Below are 16,837 nucleotides of genomic sequence, written 5' to 3' on the forward strand. Positions count from 1 at the left end.
TCGAAGTGTGAATGCCTTCAAGTGTGGGAGGGGGCTTGCCCCCGATTGGCGATACCCCAGCAACTCACTTCGAAGAGTCCTACACAAATCTGCGAATACCACTATCGCCGCGTTTTGCCTTCCTGCCACAAGAGCGACGCATTGCCTGCCTAGCATGGCCTTCATCCGTTTGATGAGGTGCCACCATGAACACAGCCCTGACCCAACCCGGCGCGCCCATGAAAGTGCGCGGCATCCAGAAGCGCTTCGGTGCGTTCACCGCGCTGGACAACGTCTCCCTGGACGTCGCCGCCGGCGAACTGGTGTGCCTGCTGGGCCCGTCGGGCTGCGGCAAGACCACCTTGTTGCGCTGCATTGCCGGCTTGGAGCGCCAGGACAACGGCGAACTTTACCTGGGCGGCCGTGACGTTTCCCTGCTGCCGCCGCAGGCGCGGGACTACGGCATTCTGTTTCAGTCCTACGCGCTGTTTCCCAACCTGACCGTCGAAGCGAATATCGGCTATGGCCTCACCGGCAGCGGCCGCGACGAAGTGCGCCAGCGTGTCGGCCAGATGCTGGAGTTGGTCGGCCTGCTCGGCAGCGAAAAGAAGTACCCCGGTCAACTCTCCGGCGGCCAGCAGCAGCGGGTCGCCCTGGCCCGCGCGCTCGCGCCGGCGCCGTCGTTGCTGCTGCTGGATGAGCCGATGTCGGCCCTCGATGCACGGGTGCGCGAGCACTTGTGCACCGAACTGCGTCAGCTGCAACGGCGCCTGGGCATCACCACCTTGATGGTGACCCACAACCAGGACGAAGCCATGTTGATGGCCGACCGCATTGCCGTGATGAACAACGGCAAGGTCGAGCAATACGCCACGCCGCAGGAAATCTACGACCGCCCGGCCACGCCGTTCGTGGCGGAGTTTGTCGGCCAGGGCAACTGGTTGCCGTTCAGCCGCAACAGCATCAGCCATGCTCAGGTCGGCGGGATGACGATGCGCCTGGCCGATGACGCCGGTAGAGCCAAGTCCGGTCGGCTGTTCTGCCGCCCGGAAGCGATCAGCGTCAACCCTCCCGTGCACGAAGAAAACCTCTTCCCGGCCAAGGTCCGTGAGATCACCTTTCTCGGCAACCGCTGCCGCATGAGTTTTGAGCTGGAGCACCTGCCCGGTCATCCGCTGCTGGCCGAACTCGCCCCCGAAGCCATGCCGCGCCTGGGTGCCCAGGACATCTGGGTGGCTTTGCCGCCGCGCAGCCTACAGGTGTTTGCCTGAGATGGCCGCAGTGATGAGCTTGCCTGCGACGCGTCAGGTGTCCCGTGCCGAGTGGGGCGACCGCATTTTTGTGGTCGGCGGCAAATGGCTTTGGCTGAGCTTGCTGAGTGTCGCGGTGTTGCTGCCGTTGCTGGCGATCTTCTGGCGTGGTTTCAGCAACGAGGCCGGGCAGGGTGGCGGCCTGGTCGCGGCGCGGGAACTGCTCACCAGCGCCAACTTCCACTGGTTGCTGGGCAATAGCCTGAAAGTCTCCCTCAGCGTGGCGGCCATCGTCGTACCGCTGGCCTACCTGTTTGCCTACGCGCTGCAACGCACGCTGATCCCCGGCAAAGCGATCTGGCGCGGCTTGTCGCTGTTGCCGCTGATGGCGCCGTCGATGTTGCCGGGCATTGCGCTGGTGTACCTGTTCGGCAACCAAGGCCTGTTGCGCGGGTTGATCGCGGAAAATATCTACGGCTTCTGGGGCATCGTGCTCGGTGAAGTGATCTACACCTTCCCACACGCCCTGATGATTTTGCTGTCGGCGCTCTCGCTGGCCGATGCGCGCCTGTTCGATGCCGCCTCAAGTATGGGGGCCAGCCCGGCGCGGGCGTTTCGCAGCATCACCTGGCCGGCCACGCGCCAGGCGGTGTTCGCCGCGTTCTGTCTGGTGTTCACGCTGACCATCACCGATTTCGGCGTGCCTGTGGTGGTCGGCGGCGATTATCAGGTGCTGGCGCTGGAAGCCTACAAGGCGGTGGTCGGCCAGCAGCAGTTCGGTCGCGGTGCGTTGATCGGCATGGTTTTGCTGTTGCCGGCGCTGTTCAGCTTCGCTGTGGACGCCTGGTTGCGCCGTCGCCACGGCGATGCCATGAGCGGCCGCGCCCAAGTCTTCCGCCCGGCGCCGTCGCGCTTGAGGGACGGTTGCTACCTGGTCATCGTGCTGCTGATCTGCGCGCTGTTGCTGCTGGTATTTGGCATGGCGGTGTATTCCTCGCTGGTGAAGTTCTGGCCGTACAACCTGTCGCTGTCCCTCGCTCATTACCAGTTCGAGGACACCGCCGGCGGTGGTTGGCTGGCCTACCGCAACAGCCTGACCATGGCGCTGTGTACGGCCGTGATCGGCAGCGTCCTGATCTTCACCGGCGCCTATCTGATGGAAAAGACCAAGGGCCAGAAGCACCTCAACCTAGCGCTGCGCATGCTCAGCTTCGTACCGATGGCGGTGCCGGGGTTGGTGCTGGGCCTGGGCTACGTGTTCTTTTTCAACCTCAACGGCAACCCGCTGCATGTGTTCTACGGGACCATGACCCTGCTGGTGGTGTGCACCATTGCTCACTATTTGACCACTGCGCAGATGACCGCTACGACCGCGCTGCGTCAGCTCGATGCGGAATTCGAAGCCGCCGCGCTGTCCCTCAAGGCGCCGCTGTACCGCCATTACCTGAAAGTCACGGTGCCGATTTGCCTGCCGGCCTTGCTGGATATCGTGCGCTACCTGTTCGTGTCGGCGATGACTACCGTGTCCGCCGCGATTTTCCTCTACAGCCCCGACACCATCCTTGCCGCCGTCGCCGTGTTGAACATGGACGACGCCGGGAACGTGGGCGGTGCGGCGGCCATGTCCACCCTGATCCTGTTCACCTCGGCCAGCGTTTCGCTGCTGCTGGCGTGGGCATCGCGCGGCGCGCTGCGTCGCTCCCAAGCCTGGCGCCAGAGCGCGCCCGGCCAATAAACAACCCTGAAGGAGGTTCCTCATGTTCAAGCCCCTGGCGCTGGTCGCTGCCGTACTCACCGCATTCAGCCTGAATGCCTTCGCCAAAACTGATCTCACCGTGTATACGGCCCTCGAAGCCGAGCAGTTGAAGAGCTATAAAAAGGCCTTCGAACAGGCCAACCCCGATATCGAGATCAAATGGGTGCGCGATTCCACGGGCATCATCACCGCCAAGCTGCTGGCCGAAAAAGACCGCCCCCAAGCCGATGCCGTGTGGGGCCTGGCTGCATCGAGCCTGGCGATCCTCGACCAGCAAGGCATGCTGGACAACTACGCGCCGAAGGACCTGGACAAGATCGGCAAGAATTACCGCGACCCTGCCAACCCGCCCGCGTGGGTCGGCATGGACGTGTGGGCCGCGACAATCTGCTTCAACACCGTCGAAGCCGAGAAGCAGGGCCTGACCAAGCCGGTGAGCTGGCAAGACCTGACCAAGCCTGAGTACAAAGGCAAGATCGTGATGCCCAACCCGGCCTCATCCGGCACCGGTTTTCTGGACGTGAGCGCCTGGTTGCAGACCTATGGCGAGAAGCAAGGCTGGCAGTACATGGATGACCTGCACCAGAACATCGGCCAGTACGTTCACTCCGGTTCCAAGCCGTGCAAGTTGGCGGCTTCCGGTGAGTTTCCGATCGGGATTTCCTTCGAATACCCAGCCGTGCAGTTGAAACGCCAGGGCGCGCCACTGGACATCATCCTGCCCAAGGAAGGCCTGGGCTGGGACATCGAAGCCACCGCCGTGATGAAAGGCACCGCCCATGCCGATGCGGCGAAAAAACTCGCCGACTTCTCCGCCAGCCCCGCAGCCATGGAGCTGTACAAGGACAACTTCGCAGTCCTCGCCCAGCCGGGCATTGCCAAGCCGCAGACCGAATTGCCGGCCGACTACGAACAACGCCTGATCAAGAATGACTTTGCCTGGGCTTCGAAAAACCGCGACAGCATCCTGGTCGAATGGCGCAAGCGCTATGACGGTAAGTCGGAGAAGGTCGCGGGCCAGTAATTACTCGGTTTTGGCTGAAGGTCCTAGCGGGGGCGAGCCACCTCCCACATTGAAAGGCATTCAAAAGGTGGGAGGGGGCTTGCCCCCGATAGCGGTCTTGAAAACAGGACATCACTACATGACACAGCACAGCGACCTACTGATTGTCGGCGCCGGCATCCTCGGCCTGTCCCACGCCTACGCCGCGGCTCGACGCGGCCTCAAGGTCAAGGTGTTCGAACGCAGCGCTACGCCCTTGGGCGCCTCGGTACGCAACTTCGGCCAGGCTTTGGTCACTGGCCAGCCACCGGGAGCGATGCTCGATCTGGCGCGGCAAAGCCGTAATATCTGGGGGCATTGGGCTCAGGTGGCAGGCCTGCAACTCAAGCGCAACGGCGCCTACCTGTTCGCCCGCACCGAAGCGGAAGAACACCTGCTGGAAGCCTTCTGCGCCGGGCGCGCGCAGGAACACGGGTACAACGTGGAGCTGCTGCAAGGTGCGGCGATGCGCGATTTGTACGGCGGCCAGTTCCGCCATCACCGGGCCGCTTTGCATGGCCGCGACGATCAGCAACTGTATTCACGCGAGGCGCTCTCGGCGCTGATCCGCTACCTGAGGCAGCACCTGAACGTGGAATTTCACTTTTCCACCCTGGTGCGCGATGTCGAGCCGGGCCTGTTGCACAGCACCGCCGGCAGCTTTCGCGGCGAACAGATCATCGTTTGCTCCGGCCATGACTACCAAACCCTATTGGCCGAAGCGTTGGCCGAACTGCATCCGAGTATCTGCCGCTTGCAAATGCTGCGGGCGCGACCGGCGCTGAATCCGAACCTGCAGCATGCCTTGCTTACGGGCCTCAGTTGCGTGCATTACGGCGCATTTGCCGACTTACCGGAAGCGGCGGCGGTGCAGGCGCAAATCCTGCGCGAAGCGCCGCACCTGCACGAGCACGGAATTCATCTGTTGATCAGTCCTACGCCCTATGGCGAGCTGATCATCGGCGATTCCCATGATTACGGCCTGGATGCGTCGCCCTTCAACGGCGAACAGGTGGACAACTGGATGATCGAACTGGCCGAGCAGACCCTGGGCTGTGGGATCCAGGTGGTCGAGCGCTGGCAGGGGGTCTATGGCGCGCGCGGGCCGGGACCGTTTTCTTTCGTACGGGCGGCGCCGGGGGTCAGTGCCGCGTTGATGCATACCGGCGTGGGCATGAGCGTGGGGCCGGCGCTGGGCGAGCGCAACGTCGCGGCACTGTGGGGTGAGGCGTGATGCATCCTGAACAGGTGATTGCCGAGGTGTTCGGTCTGTACGAACAGCACGGCACGGCGGACTACATCGGCGAAGCGGTGTCGCAGATCGAACATATGTCCCAGGCCGCGCAACAGGCCGTGGCCGAAGGCTTCGATGACGAAGTGGTATTGGCGGCGTTTTTCCACGATATCGGCCATCTCTGCGACCAACGTGCCGAGAACATGGGCGGTTACGGCGTGGTCAGTCATGAGCGGCTGGGGGCGGATTACCTGCGCCGGGCCGGTTTCAGCGAACGCTTGGCCAGGCTTGTGGAATATCACGTCCAGGCCAAGCGTTACCTGACCTTCAGCCAGCCCGACTACTACGCACAACTGAGCGAGGCCAGCCGCCGCACCCTGGCGTATCAAGGCGGCGTGATGAGCGCCGTCGAGGCCCGCGCCTTTGAACAGGACCCGCTCTGCGCGGTGAGTGTGCGTCTGCGGTATTGGGATGAGCAGGCCAAGCAGGCCAACGTGCCGCTGCTCGACCTTGAATGGCTCAAAGCCAAGGCTCGGCGGTTGCTGACGGCTCAGTCCTGATCGAGGCGCTCGGCGAGGGCGTCGATCTGTTCCTGGCGCTCGGCCTGGCTCAGTTTGGCGTGAGGGTTGAGGGACGACCATTGCGGGTGGGCGCGGGCCTTATGCAGGGCGTCGGGTAATTTGCCTTCGCGCCAGGTTTTGTCCTGGGGTGTGTCCACTTTGATGCTGTGCATCGCCGCATGGCCGCGCAGGTTGAGGGCTTTGAGCAACTGGCGTTGGCGCAGGGCGAGCAGGCGAAGGACGCTGTCGTCTACGGTCAGCTCGCGGTGGCCCTTGAGCTTGCCCATCAAGCGATTGCCGTAGCTGCGCGCGGTTTGCAGCGCGCCCCCAGCGATGGCGCCGGCCAGGGCGGCGGCGCCGAGGGTCAGGCCGCCGACCAGCAGGTCTACCCCCGCGCCGGCCGCCGCACCGGCAGCGATGCCACCGCCGACGCGCACGCCGAGTTGCTTGAGGGTTTCCGGGTTGAACAGGTCGTCGCCCCAACGCCCGTCCAGCAACGGCAGATCACTGGCGGCGGCGTCCTGGGGGCGGAACCCGAACAGTTTGAGCAAGGCTTCCACACACTTTTGTTCCCGTTGGCGCACGGCCTTGCGCAGTTCGCCGATGGCGTTGTGTTCGTCCTCGCTGACCACACTGCGCCGGCACGCGGCGCAGTCAATCAGCAGCTCGGCGATCAACCGCGCCGCGCTTTGCTGGCGGGCCTGGCGCTGGGCTTGCTGATCGAGCATCAACCGCTCCAACTGCGGCCGGGCGTTTTCCAGCAGGAGTGCCAGGCTTTCATACAGACGCCGTTCGCCGTCTTCGGGCGGTGCCACGCTGTCGAAGCGCACCAGCGCATGCAAACCCAGGCGGGCCAAGGCTTCGCGCCAATCGGGCTCGCGGTGGTCGCTGCTGCTGACAAAGTTGAGCACCGGCAACAACGGCTTGCCGCAACTGGCCAGCACCTGCAGCTCGTCGCGGTACTTGGCCAGCACCGGTTCGCGGGCATCGATCACGTACAGGCCGGCGTCCGAGGCCAACAGTTGGCGCAACACTTTGGCTTCTTGTTCGAAGCGTTGGCGCGCTTCGCTGCCTTCCAGGAAGCGCGCCAGGCGTGCCGGGCCGTCGAGGCGTTCACCGGGGCGGTCCAGGCGTTCCAGGTAATCGAGCAAGGCGATGGCATCTTCCAGGCCGGGCGTGTCGTACAGCTCCAGCAAGGCTTCACCGTCCACCGACAAGCGTGCGCCTTCCACATGACGCGTGGTGCTGGGGCGATGGGACACTTCGCCGAAGCCCACGTCGCGAGTCAGCGTGCGCAACAGCGAGGTTTTGCCGACGTTGGTGTGGCCGACCACGGCGAGTTTCAGAGGCTTAGTCATGACCGGTCTCCAGCCAGTTCAGCGGCGCGCAGTCGGCGAAGGGAAGTTCGAGCTGTTGCAGCGCGTTGTGCCAGTCGCCCAGGCGCTCGGCGTCCAGCGCCTGGCCGGGCGGCGCCTGTAACAGCCAGACGCGGGTGGCTCTGGCGCTGCGGGCCAGTTCGGCGATCAGCGCCAGGCTGCCGCGATCCGGCGAGCGCCGAGGGTCGCAGGCGATGGCCAGGCGCGCGGGCGGGAAGCGGCTGAGTTGTTCGAGGAGTTTGTGGCGCGATTCGCGGCTGTCGAGGATGCCGGCGTTACTGACGTTGGCGGGCAGTTTGGGCGGCCAGGGGTATTGGTCGTCCAGCTCGATGGCTACCAACAGGGCGCCGGCGCTGTGCTGTTCACTCACGCCGCCAGTGACGGCGTGCAGGTGTTCGGGCGCAGCATCATTGACCCCAAGGCGCTCGCTGCTCGGCATCAGGCGTTCGCGCAGTTGGCTATAGCCGGGCAGGTTGAGGTCCAGGCGCAGCGCCGCGCGCCCGCGTTTCCAACGCCACAGGCACAGCAGGGCTAGGATCAGGCGCGGCAGCAGGCCGTAGACCAGCAACACACCGACCAGCCAGCCGGCCCAGGCTTGGCGGGCGCTCTCGATATTCAGGGCGGAATCCCCGCTGGCGCGGATCATCTCTACAGTCGGCACATTGAAGCCGAGCAGGGCAGGCAAGGTGCCCAGTGCTTGTGTCACGGCCACGAAAGTATCGGCGCCGAGGATGGTGGTTTCCCACACGAAGCCGTAGCGACGGGTGGCGAGTAATGTCAGCAGGATCACCAATGCACTGAGCAATGCCAGCAGCCACAGGCTGTTGACCAGTACGCCTACGGCCCAGCGATTGAGTTTCTGCCGCTGCAACAGCAGTAACAGGGCCGGCGCCAACTGCGCGGCCTTGGCATCGCGCGCGAATTTTTCGCTGAGCCACAGCCACAGGCGCCCGAGGCTGGCGCTATGTTCGCCGGCAAATAGCAGGCCCAAGGCCCAACTGATCAGCAGAATCAGGTTCAGGCCGAGCAGGCTGCCCAAGGCCCAGAACACGTTCACTGGCGCCAATCCGTTGCCCAGCGCGGCAAACGCCAGGCCGGCGCCGCTGACCACCGCGAGTATCGCCAGTAGCACCAGAGCCAGGCGCGCGCCTTGCAACCAGCGGGTAAGGGCGGCCACCAGGCCATCGCGCTCGGCCAGGTGCAAGGCGCGGCGTTGAATGCGCGTTGGCAGGTCGCCTCCGGCCGTGCGGGCCAGGCGGTTGGCTTCCAGGTCTTCGAGGTTGCCGGCGTGTTCTTCACGCAGGCGCACGGTTTCGGTCAGCCAGAGTGTGTGGAGCGAGTTCAGTACAGTCACGCGCTGTTCTGTTGAGCAAGTGAGCCTGGAGCATAACCGCTGACTCGCGGCTCTGGTATTCTCGTCGCCATGAAAAAAACTCTCCCTCTAAGCCTGATCGCAGCCCTCGGTGAAAACCGCGTGATCGGCGTCGACAACCGCATGCCCTGGCATTTGCCGGGGGATTTCAAATATTTCAAGGCCACCACCCTCGGCAAGCCGATCATCATGGGGCGCAAAACCTGGGACTCCCTGGGCCGACCGCTGCCGGGGCGCTTGAACCTGGTGGTCAGCCGTCAGACCGGCCTGGCGCTTGAAGGTGCGGAAGTTTTTCCGTCACTGGAGGCCGCCGTCGAGCGCGCCGAGGCATGGGCACTGGAGCAGGGCGTGGACGAGCTGATGTTGATCGGCGGCGCGCAGTTGTATGCGCAGGGCCTGGAACAGGCCGATCGCCTGTATTTGACGCGGGTGGCGTTGAGTCCGGAAGGGGATGCGTGGTTTCCGGAGTTTGACCGCAGCCAGTGGACGCTGGTGTCGAATGCTGAGAATGCGGCTGAGGGCGACAAGCCAGCCTACAACTTTGAAGTCTGGGAAAAAGCCTAAAAGCATCGGGGGCAAGCCCCCTCCCACATTTTGATTTGTGAATACCTTCAAGTGTGGGAGGGGGCTTGCCCCCGATAGCGGTCTATCAGGCCTGCGCTAACTGCGCATGCTCATCCGCCTCCAACAATCCCTTATCCGTCTGCCCCATGATCTGGCTGGTAATCGCACCGGCTGTCATCGAACCGTTCACGTTCAACGCCGTGCGGCCCATGTCGATCAGCGGCTCCACGGAAATCAGCAGCGCCACCAGTGACACCGGCAAGCCCATCGCCGGCAGCACGATCAGCGCGGCAAAGGTCGCGCCGCCGCCCACGCCTGCAACGCCTGCCGAACTTAAGGTCACAATCGCCACCAGGGTTGCGATCCACAGCGGGTCCAGCGGGTTGATGCCCACGGTCGGCGCCACCATCACGGCCAGCATGGCAGGGTAGAGGCCTGCGCAGCCGTTCTGGCCAATGGTCGCGCCAAACGAGGCGGCGAAACCGGCGATGGACTGCGGGATGCCCAGTCGACGGGTCTGCGCTTCGATGCTCAGGGGAATGGTCGCTGCGCTGGAGCGGCTGGTGAACGCGAAAGTCAGCACCGGCCACACTTTGCGCAAGAAGCGCAGCGGATTGATCCCGGCCGCCGACAACAGCAGGCCGTGCACCACAAACATCAGGCCCAGGGCCAGGTAGGACACCAGCACAAAGCTACCGAGCTTGATGATGTCTTGCAGGTTGGAACTGGCGACGACCTTGGTCATCAGCGCCAACACACCGTAGGGCGTGAGCTTCATCACCAGGCGCACCAGGCGCATCACCCAGGCTTGCAGGGTGTCGATGGCATTGAGCACTTTCTGGCCTTTTTCCACATCGTCCTTGAGCAGTTGCAGCGCGGCCACCCCCAGGAACGCGGCGAAAATCACCACGCTGATGATCGACGTCGGCTTGGCCCGCGCCAGGTCGGCGAATGGGTTGGCTGGTACGAACGACAGCAGCAGCTGCGGGATATTCAGGTCGGCGACTTTGCCGGCGTAATCGTTTTGGATCACCTGCAGGCGCGCCATTTCCTGAGTACCGGCCACCAGGCCCTCGGCGGTGAGGCCGAACAGGTTGGTCAGACCGATACCGATCATCGCCGCAATTGCGGTGGTGAACAGCAGGGTGCCGATGGTCAGGAAGCTGATTTTGCCCAGGGACGCCGCGTTATGCAGGCGCGCCACTGCGCTGAGGATCGAGGCAAATACCAGCGGGATCACGATCATTTGCAGCAGTTGCACGTAGCCATTGCCGACCAGATCGAACCATCCGATGGAGGCTTTGAGCACCGGGTTGCCGGCGCCATAGATGGCATGCAGCACCACGCCGAACGCCACGCCCAGTACCAGCGCCAACAGAACCTTTTTGGCCAGGCTCCACTGAGTGCGGCGGGTTTGTGCCAGGCCCAGCAACAGGGCCAGGAACACCAGTAGGTTGAGAATCAGCGGCAGATTCATTTGAACTCCATTGTGAGTGCGCCAATCGCGTGAGCCTGCGATTGCCAACCGGGGAGCCTAACAGCTTGATAAATAATGAATTAATACCGATATGGAATGGTAACTGTCGTTTTTGGAATAAGTGTTTGACGCTCACGCGCATGGCCTTGACGGAAACGGGACGCGTGCGGTCGCGCTCGAAGCGGGAATTGTCACAGGGATTTGCTAGCGTCGGTGTCTTTCACTCAGGGAGACAACGCCTATGAAGCTCGCGCCGACACTATTGGTATCCGCCGCATTCTGCCTTGGCCTGGCCAGCCAGGCGTTCGCCGCCACCGAGTTGAAACACTGGCCCGCCCCGGCCGCCAAGCAACTGAACGAGATGATCGCCGCCAATGCCAATAAAGGTAACTTGGCGGTGTTCGACATGGACAACACCAGCTACCGCTACGACCTCGAAGAGTCGCTGTTGCCCTACATGGAAAACAAGGGGCTCATCACCCGCGAAAGCCTGGATCCATCGCTCAAGCTGATGCCATTCAAAGACACTGCCGACCACAAGGAAAGCCTGTTCAGTTACTACTATCGCCTGTGCGAAGTGGACGACATGGTCTGCTACCCATGGGTCGCCCAAGTGTTCTCCGGCTTCACCCTCAAGGAACTCAAGGTCCAGGTCGACGAACTGATGGCCTCCGGCAAGCCCGTGCCGGTCAGTTATTACGAAGGCGATGTGGTCAAGACGTCCGAAGTGCAGCCGCCGAAAGTCTTCACCGGCCAGGCCGAGCTGTACAACAAGCTGATGGAAAACGGCATCGAGGTGTACGTGATGACCGCCGCTTCCGAAGAGCTGGTGCGCATGGTCGCTGCCGATCCGAAGTACGGCTACAACGTCAAACCCGAGAACGTCATTGGCGTGACCACCCTGCTCAAGGACCGCAAGACCGGCGAACTGACCACCGCGCGCAAACAGATCAGCGCCGGCAAGTATGACGAGAAGGCCAACCTCGGTCTGGAGCTCACCTCCTACCTGTGGACCCCGGCGACCTGGATGGCCGGTAAGCACGCGGCGATCCTCACCTACATCGACGAATGGAAAAAGCCGGTGATCGTCGGCGGCGACACCCCGACCAGCGACGGCTACATGTTGTTCCACGATGTGGACGTGGCCAAGGGCGGTATCCACCTGTGGGTCAACCGCAAGGACAAATACATGGCCCAGCTCAACGGCATGATGGCCAAGCACGCCGCGGCCCAGGCCAAGGAAGGCTTGCCGGTGACGGCAGACAAGAACTGGGTGATCGTCAAGCCGGAGGAGATTCAGTAACTGATCAAAAATGTGGGAGGCGGCTTGCCCCCGATTGCAATAGTTCAGTTGCAAATGTGCTAACTGCCACGCTGGCATTGAGATTTGGCCAGGCAAAAAAATGCCCCGCACTTGGCGGGGCATTTTTATGGGCGCAAGACTTACAGACCGTCGAGCATCGCCTTGTTACGCACAGCGCCTTTGTCGGCACTGGTAGCGAGCAGGGCGTAAGCCTTCAGCGCGGTAGTGACCTTGCGCGGACGCTTCTCCACGGGCTTCCAGCCTTTTTTGTCCTGCTCAACCCGGCGCGCCGCCAGTTCTTCGTCGCTGATCAACAGGTTGATCGAGCGGTTCGGAATGTCGATCAGCACCTTGTCGCCATCCTGCACCAGGCCAATCGCGCCACCGGCAGCAGCTTCCGGCGAAGCGTGGCCGATGGACAGGCCCGAGGTGCCGCCGGAGAAACGCCCGTCGGTCAGCAGCGCACAGGCTTTGCCCAGGCCCTTGGATTTCAGGTACGAGGTTGGGTAGAGCATCTCTTGCATACCCGGGCCGCCTTTGGGGCCTTCGTAGCGGATGATCACGATGTCGCCTTCTTTGACTTCGTCGGCGAGGATGCCGCGTACGGCGCTGTCCTGGCTTTCGAAGATCTTGGCGTTGCCTTCGAACACATGGATGGACTCATCCACGCCGGCGGTTTTGACCACGCAGCCGTCGAGGGCGATGTTGCCGTACAGCACGGCCAGGCCGCCCTCCTTGGAGTAGGCGTGCTCGACACTGCGGATGCAGCCGTTTTCACGGTCGTCGTCGAGGGTGTCCCAGCGGGTCGACTGGCTAAATGCGGTCTGGGTTGGGATGCCCGCCGGGCCGGCCTTGAAGAAGGTGTGCACGGCTTCGTCGTCGGTCTGGGTGATGTCCCACTTGGCGATGCCTTCGGCCATGGTCTTACTGTGCACTGTCGGCAGGTCGGTGTGCAGCAGGCCGCCACGGGCCAGGGAGCCGAGGATCGAGAAGATCCCGCCAGCTCGGTGCACGTCTTCCATATGGTACTTCTGGATGTTCGGCGCGACTTTGCACAGTTGCGGCACATGGCGGGACAGGCGGTCGATATCGCGCAGGTCGAAATCGATCTCGGCTTCCTGGGCCGCGGCCAGCAGGTGCAGGATGGTGTTGGTGGAACCGCCCATGGCGATGTCCAGGGTCATGGCGTTTTCGAAGGCCTTGAAGTTGGCGATATTGCGCGGCAACACCGACTCATCGTTCTCGCCGTAGTAACGCTTGCACAGCTCGACGATGGTGCGGCCGGCCTGCAGGAACAATTGCTCGCGGTCGCTGTGGGTGGCCAGGGTGGAGCCGTTGCCCGGCAGTGCCAGGCCGAGGGCCTCGGTGAGGCAGTTCATCGAGTTGGCGGTGAACATGCCGGAGCATGAACCGCAGGTCGGGCAGGCGCTACGCTCGTATTCCGCGACCTTCTCGTCAGAAGCGCTGGAATCGGCGGCGATGACCATGGCGTCCACCAGGTCCAGGCCATGGGAGGCGAGCTTGGTCTTGCCGGCTTCCATCGGGCCGCCGGAGACGAAGATCACCGGGATGTTCAGGCGCAGGGCGGCCATCAGCATGCCGGGGGTGATCTTGTCGCAGTTGGAAATGCACACGATGGCGTCGGCGCAGTGGGCGTTGACCATGTATTCCACGGAGTCGGCGATGATTTCGCGGCTCGGCAGCGAATACAGCATGCCGTCATGGCCCATGGCGATGCCGTCGTCCACGGCGATGGTGTTGAATTCCTTGGCCACGCCACCGGCGCGTTCGATCTCGCGGGCGACCAGTTGGCCCAGGTCCTTGAGGTGGACGTGGCCGGGTACGAACTGAGTAAAGGAGTTGGCAATCGCGATGATCGGCTTCTTGAAGTCGTCATCTTTCATCCCCGTGGCGCGCCACAATGCGCGGGCGCCGGCCATGTTGCGGCCGTGGGTGGATGTTTTCGAGCGGTAATCTGGCATGGAGCACTCCGGGCGGCTAATCAGGTACTAAACAGGGGAGTGAGCTTCTATTGACGTCTGGAACACTCAGAAATAGCCGTGTGTCCGGAGGTTGCCTCTAACGCTGCGGGATCGCCGCGCGCCGTGGCCTTGAGCTCATAAACCCGCCGGGGGATGACTGGCGATGAATAGGGCCGATTCTACACCGCTGGCGGCTGGAGGGAATGGGCGCAAGCGTGAAGTGAGCCCTTAGGCCGCGTGCGCAGACCTTTGCTCCCTGGCGTTCAGGCCCATACCGATACCGCTCAGAACCAGAAAGGTGATCGCCAGCACGTTCATCACCTGTTCGCCCGACTGGCTGACCAGGCTGCTGACCAAACCGCCACAGACAAAAATAATCACGTTTCCCGCCGACGCGCAGGTCCCGGCGGCCAGGGGGAATCGGCCCATGGCGCGGGAGGTTGCAATGGGGCGGGTGATGGTCGTTCCGGCGGTACAGAGGATCATCGGCAGCATCACTGTCATGACCGTCAGGCCCCACAGGTGATAGAGCGCCAGCATTAATACGCCCGCCGATGCGATCAGTCGCTGACCGGTGACGATCTGCGTATTGCCGTCCATCCATCGGTTCATCCAGCCCGCAGCGATGCCACCCAGCACGTAGGCGGCGCCATAGAGCAGCAAGACCAGGGCGAACCGATAAGGCGTAAGGCCCAATTGCTCCATCAGGATGATGGGCGACACGACGATAAAGGCGAAATGGCAACTGAAGGCCAGTGCCGAGATCAGCCAGTAACCGACGAAACTGCGGTCACGCAGCACCTGTCGGTAGGCGTTCACAATCGAGAGTCGAACATCGGAGGGCGGGCTTGGATCGTCGAGTAGGAGCCAAGCCTTGAGGATCAATAGCAGGCCAATGATGACAAACACCTGAAAGCTGCCGCGCCAGTCGAGCCAGGTCTGCAACCAACTGCCGAACAACGGTGACACGGAAATACAGATGCCGCTGGCCGTGACCATGGCAATGCGCAATCGCTCTTGTTCTTTGCCGATGAATAGATCCTGCACCAGTGCCTGGGACAGTACGAAACTGCCGCACCCGACCGCCTGGATCATTCGGAAGACCATAAACCAGGCAAAGTCCTGCGCCATGGCACAACCCGCCGAGCCCATGACGGCGACGCCCATACCGATTATCAACACACGCTTGCGCCCCACGCGGTCGGACAGTGGTCCGACCAGCAGCAGCGACAACGATAAACCGATTGAAAACAGACTCACCGATAACGCGATATCGGCCACGGCCGTATCGAAGTAGCGAGCCATGGAGGGAAAGGAGGGCAGAATCACGTCCAGGGGGAATACGCCGAGGATCGTCATGTTCATCAGCAAGGCGATGGCGGCGGTTTTTCGGGCGGGGGAGGTCATGTGGATCATCGAGGGGGCTCAGTCCTTGAATGAGGGCTGAGAATCGATTTGAAGAGAGACCCGGTCAATGCCTCATAGGGCGATCAGTGTTGTCTGAAATTTCGCAAAGAAGTGTGGGGGCGGCTGCCCCCACACATGAGCCGTTTACAAATGAACGGTCAGGCCAGCATCAGCTATTGGGCAACAACCGGCACGTAATGCTCTTGATATACCGCGTCTCGGCAATCGCCGGGTGCACCGGATGGTCCGGGCCCTGGCCTCCGCGTTCCAGCATCTGGATATTGCGGTCCAGGTGGCGTGCGCTGGTCAGCAGGATGTTTTGCAGGTCGTCTTCCGGCAGGTGCATGGAGCACGAAGCGCTGACCAGGATGCCGTCCTTGCTGAGCAGGCGCATGGCTTGCTCGTTGAGGCGGCGGTAAGCGCCTTCGCCGTTTTTCATGTCTTTTTTGCGTTTGATAAAGGCCGGTGGGTCGGCGACGATCACGTCGAAGCGCTCTTCGCTGGCTTTGAGCTCCTTGAGCGCTTCAAAGACGTCGCCTTCGATGCAGGTCATTTTCTCGGCAAAGCCGTTCAGCGCGGCATTGCGCTCCACGCCGTCGAGGGCGAAGGCCGAAGCGTCGACGCAGAACACTTCACTGGCGCCGAACGCCGCGGCTTGCACACCCCAGCCGCCGATGTAGCTGTACAGGTCCAGTACGCGTTTGCCTTTGGCATACGGCGCCAGACGGGCGCGGTTCATGCGGTGGTCGTAGAACCAACCGGTTTTCTGGCCCTGGATCACCGGGGCTTCGAACTTCACGCCGTTTTCTTCCAGCGCCACCCACTCCGGCACCAGGCCGAACACGGTTTCGACGTAACGGTTCAGACCTTCGGCGTCGCGTGCGGCGGAGTCGTTCTTGAACAGGATGCCGCTGGGCTTGAGCACTTGGGTCAGCGCGGCGATCACGTCGTCTTTATGGGCTTCCATGGTCGCCGAGGCGATTTGCACCACCAGAATGTCGCCGAAACGGTCGACCACCAAGCCCGGCAGCAGGTCGGAATCGCCGTAGACCAGGCGGTAGAACGGCTTGTCGAACAGGCGATCACGCAGGGACATGGCAACGTTCAGGCGGTGCACCAGCAGCGACTTGTCCAATGGCAACTTGATGTCGCGCGACAGCAAGCGGGCGCAGATCAGGTTGTTCGGGCTCATGGCCACGATGCCCAGGGTCTTGCCGCCGGCAGCTTCCAGGATGGCCTGGTCGCCTGCCTGGAAGCCGTGGAGTGGGGTGGCGGCCACGTCGATTTCGTTGCTGTAGACCCACAGGTGGCCGTTGCGCAAACGACGATCGGCGTTGGCTTTGAGACGCAGGCTTGGCAGGGACATGACGTCGCTCCGGAAAAAAGAGCGGGAGTATACCCTTTGCGCGCCGGTTCATGTGGGAGCTGGCTTGCCTGCGATGCCGGCGGCGCGGTGTATCTGACGTACGGCGGCGATGCTATCGCAGGCAAGCCAGCTCTCACATTGATCGGGTTTTTGAGGTGTCGGTCAGCTT

13 protein-coding genes are annotated in these 16,837 nt (G+C 62.6%); 7 read left to right on the plus strand and 6 right to left on the minus strand.

Annotated features, from left to right (window positions below; translation table 11 throughout):
• The first annotated feature begins 185 nt into the window (after positions 1-185).
• The 5 genes from FIV35_RS03930 to FIV35_RS03950 all read left to right on the plus strand — a co-directional run bounded on the left by FIV35_RS03930 (position 186) and on the right by FIV35_RS03950 (position 5,821).
• Complete coding sequence (locus FIV35_RS03930; RefSeq protein ID WP_034139701.1) at positions 186-1,250, plus strand: putative 2-aminoethylphosphonate ABC transporter ATP-binding protein; 1,065 nt, start codon at positions 186-188, stop codon at positions 1,248-1,250.
• Position 1,251: 1 nt separating this feature from the next.
• On the plus strand, positions 1,252-2,964 hold the full coding sequence (locus FIV35_RS03935; RefSeq protein ID WP_034139700.1) for a putative 2-aminoethylphosphonate ABC transporter permease subunit: 1,713 nt from the start codon (positions 1,252-1,254) through the stop codon (positions 2,962-2,964).
• Positions 2,965-2,986: 22 nt separating this feature from the next.
• Positions 2,987-4,009: a putative 2-aminoethylphosphonate ABC transporter substrate-binding protein gene (locus tag FIV35_RS03940; RefSeq protein ID WP_034139699.1), complete on the plus strand. Its 1,023-nt coding sequence runs from the start codon at positions 2,987-2,989 to the stop codon at positions 4,007-4,009.
• A 118-nt stretch (positions 4,010-4,127) separates the two neighbouring features.
• The gene (locus FIV35_RS03945; protein WP_034139698.1) at positions 4,128-5,261 is read left to right on the plus strand and encodes a TIGR03364 family FAD-dependent oxidoreductase; all 1,134 of its coding nucleotides are present in this window, start codon (positions 4,128-4,130) and stop codon (positions 5,259-5,261) included.
• The gene (locus FIV35_RS03950; protein ID WP_034139697.1) at positions 5,261-5,821 is read left to right on the plus strand and encodes a phosphonate degradation HD-domain oxygenase; all 561 of its coding nucleotides are present in this window, start codon (positions 5,261-5,263) and stop codon (positions 5,819-5,821) included. The genes FIV35_RS03945 and FIV35_RS03950 overlap by 1 nt, the downstream gene beginning before the upstream one ends.
• Here FIV35_RS03950 and FIV35_RS03955 read toward each other — a convergent pair.
• Both FIV35_RS03955 and FIV35_RS03960 read right to left on the minus strand, forming a co-directional pair.
• Positions 5,812-7,179 carry a DUF3482 domain-containing protein gene (locus tag FIV35_RS03955; protein WP_034101312.1) on the minus strand — a complete coding sequence of 456 codons (1,368 nt, stop codon included), beginning with the start codon at positions 7,177-7,179 and terminating at the stop codon, positions 5,812-5,814. The genes FIV35_RS03950 and FIV35_RS03955 overlap by 10 nt on opposite strands.
• On the minus strand, positions 7,172-8,551 hold the full coding sequence (locus FIV35_RS03960; RefSeq protein WP_034139696.1) for a DUF2868 domain-containing protein: 1,380 nt from the start codon (positions 8,549-8,551) through the stop codon (positions 7,172-7,174). Before FIV35_RS03960 ends, FIV35_RS03955 begins: the two co-directional genes overlap by 8 nt.
• Before the next feature lie 69 nt (positions 8,552-8,620).
• Here FIV35_RS03960 and FIV35_RS03965 point away from each other — a divergent pair, with 69 nt between their 5' ends.
• Positions 8,621-9,133: a dihydrofolate reductase gene (locus tag FIV35_RS03965; protein WP_034139695.1), complete on the plus strand. Its 513-nt coding sequence runs from the start codon at positions 8,621-8,623 to the stop codon at positions 9,131-9,133.
• Between the two features lie 85 nt (positions 9,134-9,218).
• Here FIV35_RS03965 and FIV35_RS03970 read toward each other — a convergent pair whose 3' ends face one another.
• Positions 9,219-10,610 (minus strand): L-cystine transporter, encoded by a 1,392-nt coding sequence (locus FIV35_RS03970; RefSeq protein ID WP_034139694.1) that lies wholly within the window; start codon positions 10,608-10,610, stop codon positions 9,219-9,221.
• Between the two features lie 241 nt (positions 10,611-10,851).
• Here FIV35_RS03970 and FIV35_RS03975 point away from each other — a divergent pair, with 241 nt between their 5' ends.
• The gene (locus FIV35_RS03975) at positions 10,852-11,913 is read left to right on the plus strand and encodes a phosphorylcholine phosphatase (protein WP_083377933.1); all 1,062 of its coding nucleotides are present in this window, start codon (positions 10,852-10,854) and stop codon (positions 11,911-11,913) included.
• Between the two features lie 140 nt (positions 11,914-12,053).
• On the opposite strand, the gene ilvD is transcribed toward FIV35_RS03975, so the two are convergent.
• The 3 genes from ilvD to FIV35_RS03990 form a co-directional block, all read right to left on the minus strand.
• On the minus strand, positions 12,054-13,895 hold the full coding sequence (gene ilvD / locus FIV35_RS03980; RefSeq protein ID WP_034101306.1) for a dihydroxy-acid dehydratase: 1,842 nt from the start codon (positions 13,893-13,895) through the stop codon (positions 12,054-12,056).
• A gap of 228 nt (positions 13,896-14,123) precedes the next feature.
• A complete protein-coding gene (locus FIV35_RS03985) occupies positions 14,124-15,302 on the minus strand; it encodes a Bcr/CflA family efflux MFS transporter (RefSeq protein WP_231980884.1) in 1,179 nt (392 codons plus the stop codon).
• A 169-nt stretch (positions 15,303-15,471) separates the two neighbouring features.
• A complete protein-coding gene (locus FIV35_RS03990; RefSeq protein WP_034139691.1) occupies positions 15,472-16,668 on the minus strand; it encodes a class I SAM-dependent rRNA methyltransferase in 1,197 nt (398 codons plus the stop codon).
• Between the last annotated feature and the right edge of the window lie 169 nt (positions 16,669-16,837).

This window comes from Pseudomonas rhodesiae (genome assembly GCF_007858255.1).
Classification (GTDB): domain Bacteria; phylum Pseudomonadota; class Gammaproteobacteria; order Pseudomonadales; family Pseudomonadaceae; genus Aquipseudomonas; species Aquipseudomonas rhodesiae.